Origin of the sequence: Flavobacterium sp. (genome assembly GCF_043779715.1) — a bacterium.
Taxonomy (GTDB): Bacteria; Bacteroidota; Bacteroidia; order Flavobacteriales; family Flavobacteriaceae; genus Flavobacterium.
Map to the genome: position 1 here is coordinate 1 of NZ_JAYWDT010000242.1, position 5,770 is coordinate 5,770.

The window sequence follows — 5,770 nt, forward strand, 5'->3', positions numbered from 1 at the left end:
ATAACCGTTTCTCCTTTTTGAACTTTGTGTTTTATCAAACTGGTCGATTGCGCCAACGTAAAATTAGTACTTAAAAACAAAAAGTAAACTATATATAAGAGGTATTTCATGGTGTAAATTTGTATAGTATATAACTAAAAATGTGCCGTTTTATTATTCTTTTTCAATTTGAACAATAAACATATTTTTGTACAACGGATTTTCTTTCTTTATATTATATTCGAAAAGTGCTTCGTTTGCATTTTTGAATTTCTTTATAAAAACATAGTAAGAAAAAATATTAACATTATAGAAAAAACCTGTATTTATCTCACCCGAATCGGTAAGTTTTCTTGCAAAAACATCTCTTATTTCAGCTTCTGTAAAAGTATCAACAATAATATAAAAACCGTCTTCTACTTCGTTTAGATTTCTTAAAACTTCAATTTTTACAGCTTTTCCTTCGTTATAATCTTTGTCTTTCAGTGATTTTTTAATTTGTTCGGCTGTTGGTTTATTTTCAGAATTGTCAGCCAAATCTTTATTGGTTTCTAAAGCTTTCTTTTGATATCGTTTTAGTTTTGCTTGTGCTAATTTGTCGTCATAATCTCTGGCTTCTGAGCTGTAAAAAGTAGCTTTAGAAATTCTACGTTTCAGCTCCACATTTTTCTGAACACCAAGCGAATCTATTTTTGTAAACAATTGCTTGTTTCGTTTATTGTTTGCTTCTTGTTTGGTTTGAATATTCTTAATTACTTCAAGCAATTCCAAATCTTCCGAAGGATTATTTTTTATTTTCTGATTTTCATTTACCTTTTTCTTGTACTCATGGTTTTCTGCCAAAGTAATTCGTTGCACTTTAGTCATTAAACCTGTATAAATTTTTCGGTTATCGGCCAAATCTCTTTTCAATTCGAGTATCATTCCGTTTGTTTCTCCAATGTTTTTATAAGAATATTTCTCTAAATCTTTAGATTCTTGTAAGTCATCAATATCCTTATTTTTAAGTGTTTCAAGGTCATCACTCATGGTAATAACAAGGGAATCTAACTTAGAAATTAAAATTTCTTGAATGTTTTTATTGGCTTCCAATACCAATTTTAACTTTTTTGCCGAACCACCTTTGGTTTCGTCTATTTCATTCAAATTTACTTTTAATGAATTTACTTTAAGAACCTTCTGATTCATTTGTTTCTGAACAATTAGTTTGTCCTGTAAATCTTCAATTTCGGTAGTTTTTGCTTTGTTTTTTTCGATTGCAACTTGTTTTTCAGCCAACGCAATCATGAGTTCCTCGTTGTCGTTATTGGCTTTAATTTGTTTTATATTAATAGCCAACTTATTGCCTTCAACCAATCCGTTTATAATTTCCGGGTTTTGAGTTTCTAATTGTTCGATAGAAATACCATATTTTTTTGCAATGGAATATTTTGTTTCTTTTGATGCTACAACATGAAAAACGGTTTCCGAATTTATAATTCTTGCCTGACCGTTTAATGTTTTCTTTTTGTTAGGAATAGCAATATTTTCGCCAATTTGCAATCCGTCTTTTAAGGCTTCTGCATTAGAATTATCTAAATCTTGTACCGAAACATTGTACAAACGAGCAATGCTAAATAAAGTTTCTTTAGGCTGAACTTGATGTACGTTTTTTGAATCGTGTAAAACAACATGCTTGTTGGGTACAATTAGAATCTGATTTTCTTGAACTCCGTTTTCGGTTCCAGGATTTACTTTATAAATATCTGAAGGCGTAATATTGTAAATTTTTGCAATTTGAAAAATATTTTCGCCTTTAGCCACTTTATGAGTAAGCGTTTTTTCTTGTTGAGCAAAGACAAAATTCGAGATACACAAAAACAATAATACTAAATACTTCATAAGGTAAATTCGTTTAAAAAAATAAGTCATTACAAAGTTATCTAATGTAATGACTTATCATAATTTATTTTAACATTTTTGATTATCGAATTCGTTTATCGATAAAAATTTTCATCGAAAAAACTATTCCCACTCAATAGTTGCTGGTGGTTTCGAGCTAATGTCATACACTACTCTATTTACACCTTTCACTTTATTGATAATATCGTTAGAAATTTTCATCAAAAATTCATAAGGAAGATGCACCCAGTCGGCAGTCATACCATCGGTCGATTCTACTGCTCTCAAGGCAACTACTTTTTCGTAAGTTCTCTCATCGCCCATAACCCCAACACTATTTACAGGAAGTAAAATAGCTCCCGCTTGCCAAACTTTGTCATACAATCCGTGTTCTTTGAGTCCATTAATAAAAACGGCATCTACATCTTGTAAAATTTGGACTTTTTCAGGAGTGATATCTCCCAAAATACGAATAGACAATCCTGGTCCAGGAAAAGGATGCCTTCCTAATAATTCGGAATCAATTCCCAAAGTTGCTCCTACTCTACGCACTTCATCTTTAAAAAGCATGCGCAAAGGTTCTACAATTTGAAGTTTCATATAATCAGGCAAACCACCTACATTATGATGCGATTTGATAGTTGCTGATGGACCTTTTACCGAAACAGATTCGATAACATCCGGGTAAATTGTTCCTTGAGCCAACCATTTTACATCTTCAATAATTTTCGATTCATCATCGAAAACTTCGATAAAAACACGTCCGATCGTTTTACGTTTGGTTTCTGGATCAGAAATTCCTGCTAATTCAGAAAGAAATCTGTCACCAGCATCGACACCTTTTACATTCAAACCCATTCCTTTGTATTGATCTAATACATTTTGGAATTCGTTTTTACGAAGTAATCCGTTATTTACGAAAATACAATATAGGTTTTTACCAATCGCTTGGTGCAGTAAAACCGCCGCTACAGTCGAATCGACACCACCAGAAAGTCCTAAAACTACTTTATCGTCTTGTAATTTCTCTTTTAGCTCGGCTATCATTTCTTCAACAAAAGCATTTGGTGTAAAATTCTGAGGAACTTCGGCAATTTTCACCAAGAAATTCTCTAACATTTGCTTTCCATCAGACGAATGAAATACTTCCGGATGGTATTGTATTGCATAAGTTGTTTCGCCTTCAATCTTATAAGCAGCATTTTCTACATCTTGTGTACTTGCTAACTTGATTCCGTTTGTAGGTAATTTTTTTATCGAATCACTGTGTGACATCCAAACTTGTGAGTTTAGATTTACGTCGTCAAAAAAAGTTTCGCTCTCCTTAATATAAGTCAAATTTGCACGACCATATTCGCGAGTGTTAGAGGCAGCTACTTCTCCACCAGAAAAATGGGCTAAATATTGTGCGCCATAACAAACCGCTAATAATGGCAATTTGCCACGGATTTGAGATAAATCAGGGTGCAAAGCATCTTCTGAACGAACAGAAAATGGACTTCCACCAAGAATTACGGCTTTATAAATAGATAAATCGGTAGGGATTTTATCGTAAGGGAAAATTTCGCAGAATATATTTAATTCGCGAACGCGACGGGCAATCAATTGTGTGTATTGTGACCCGAAATCTAAGATTAGTACGTTGTGTTGCATGTGCAAAAATACTTTTTAAATTTTAAATTTTAAAATATAATTTACAATTTATAAAAGCTTATTTATACATTTGTGAAAACATAATTTTGATTGTTGTTTTTAAGATTGAAATCATTTTTAACAAAAATAATATGAAGACAAAGATATTTTTAGCAATTATTATTACATCACTTGTATCATGTAATCAAATAGATAAGTTATTAACTTTTAATATTACAAATCAAGCTTCTTTTACTGTAAATAGTGGGTTTGTTGTGAATTCTCCTTTCGAAATTCCAACTCCAGATGTTACTACAAATTCATCTTCAAACTTTAGTAATAACAATACCAGAGCCGATTTAGTAAAAGATGTAAAACTGCAAGAACTGAAACTTACCATTACAAATCCTACGAACAAAACATTAAGTTTTCTGAAAGCAGTACACATTTATATTTCTACAAATGCAAATGATGAAGTTGAATTGGCTTATGCAGATAATATAGTTTCGACTGCTAATACAATAAATTTAACTTGCACTTCGCAAAAATTAGATACATATATTAAAGCACCTAGTTATAAATTACGAACTAAAGTAACTACAAAAGAAACACTAACCCAAGATGTTACTGTAAATGCTGATATGAGATTTAGCGTAGTTGCAGATCCGTTGTAATTATATCTAAATTGGTTTGCGTTTTATTGTACCTGAAATTTTTATGAAAAATTTAAGTATCTAAATTAAATGAAAATCTGTATTTTCGCAACATGATGACAGATACTGAAATTGAAGCATTAAAAACGTTATTAGCTTCACCAAAAAAAATAACAATCATTCCGCACAGAAATCCTGATGGCGATGCCATGGGTTCTACCCTAGGATTATACCACTTTTTAGCACAACAAAACCATGAGGTTGTGGTTATGTCACCTAATGAGTTTCCTGATTTTTTAGCTTGGTTACCAGCCTCAGAAAAAGTATTAGTTTTTGAGAAAGACAAAGAAAATTGCACTGAAATTTTAAATCAATCCGACTTAATTTTCACTCTCGATTTTAATGCCTTGCACAGAACTGGCGACATGATGCAAGCTACATTAGAAACTTTGGACAAAACTTTTGTCATGATAGACCATCATGAGTTTCCAGATACTTTTGCAAAATATACTTTTTCGAATACAAAATATGGTTCTACATGCGAAATGGTGTATCATTTTATACACCAATTAAAACAAGAAAACTTAATTAACAAAACCGTTGCTACTTGTATTTATACAGGAATTGTAACCGATTCTGGTTCTTTTCGTTTTCCAAAAACAACAAGTACTACACACCGCATGGTTGCCGATTTGATTGATAAAGGTGTCGAAAACAGCTCCATTCACAATCAGTTATTTGACAAAAGTTCTTACAGTCGTTTGCAACTACTAGGTCGTGCCCTTCAAAATATGAAGTTAATGACTGATTATAAAACATCATATATTACACTTTCGCAAGAAGAATTAGATACTTATAATTTTCAGAAAGGCGACACCGAAGGAATTGTAAATTACGGACTTTCTATCGATGGAATCGATTTTACTGCTATCTTTATCGAAAATACTGCCGAAGGAATTATTAAAATTTCTTTCCGCTCACAAGGGAATTTTGATGTAAATCAGTTCTCTAGAAATTATTTTGGAGGTGGTGGACATATCAATGCTGCGGGAGGAAAATCGGATAAATCATTGCAAGAAACAATTGCCGATTTTGAAAGAATTGTAAAAGAAATTAAAAAATAAAATTAATATGAAATATTTATGATACCTAAAATCTCGAACACTGATAAAGATTTCCTCATAAATATACCATATTCCGATAAAAAACAAATATTATCTACATATGAAATTATTAAAAATCATAGGTTGCTTACTTCTTGGCATGAATTTAGTTACTTGCTGTACGACAAAACAAGAACCAAGAAGACCAGTTTCGCAAGCAACGGGCGAGTTTATGAAACAATCGATAGAAAGAAATAAAAAATTGAACGAAAATGAGGAAAACATCATTGCCAAAATAATTAAAAAAGATACTGCTGTCAACTATATTGCATCAACAAAAGGATATTGGTATTATTATAATACAAAAAATACAACGGAAGCTGCAAAACCTATAAAAGGGGATATTGCTTTTTATGATTATGAAATAAAAGATATAAATGGTAATATAATTTACAGTCAATCCGAACTAAAAACCCACGAATATGTAGTTGACAAACAAGCAATTATGATAGGTTTGCGTCA

The 5,770-nt window shown here is 31.6% G+C and carries 5 protein-coding genes; 3 read left to right on the forward strand and 2 right to left on the reverse strand.

Translation table 11 applies throughout. The features are described 5' to 3' along the window. Positions 1 to 153: 153 nt before the first annotated feature. Both ACH2BG_RS11845 and guaA read right to left on the reverse strand, forming a co-directional pair. Positions 154 to 1,860, reverse strand: coding sequence for a LysM peptidoglycan-binding domain-containing protein (locus ACH2BG_RS11845; protein ID WP_395047902.1), 1,707 nt, complete (start codon positions 1,858 to 1,860; stop codon positions 154 to 156). A 123-nt stretch (positions 1,861 to 1,983) separates the two neighbouring features. Then, a complete protein-coding gene (gene guaA / locus ACH2BG_RS11850; protein ID WP_395047903.1) occupies positions 1,984 to 3,513 on the reverse strand; it encodes a glutamine-hydrolyzing GMP synthase in 1,530 nt (509 codons plus the stop codon). Between the two features lie 131 nt (positions 3,514 to 3,644). Here guaA and ACH2BG_RS11855 point away from each other — a divergent pair, with 131 nt between their 5' ends. From ACH2BG_RS11855 to ACH2BG_RS11865, 3 genes are all read left to right on the forward strand, one after another. Beyond that, on the forward strand, positions 3,645 to 4,166 hold the full coding sequence (locus ACH2BG_RS11855) for a hypothetical protein (RefSeq protein WP_395047904.1): 522 nt from the start codon (positions 3,645 to 3,647) through the stop codon (positions 4,164 to 4,166). Positions 4,167 to 4,258: 92 nt separating this feature from the next. Then, complete coding sequence (locus ACH2BG_RS11860) at positions 4,259 to 5,269, forward strand: bifunctional oligoribonuclease/PAP phosphatase NrnA (protein ID WP_395047905.1); 1,011 nt, start codon at positions 4,259 to 4,261, stop codon at positions 5,267 to 5,269. A gap of 100 nt (positions 5,270 to 5,369) precedes the next feature. After that, a partial coding sequence (locus tag ACH2BG_RS11865; RefSeq protein ID WP_395047906.1) for a gliding motility-associated peptidyl-prolyl isomerase GldI occupies positions 5,370 to 5,770 on the forward strand: 401 nt, incomplete at its 3' end.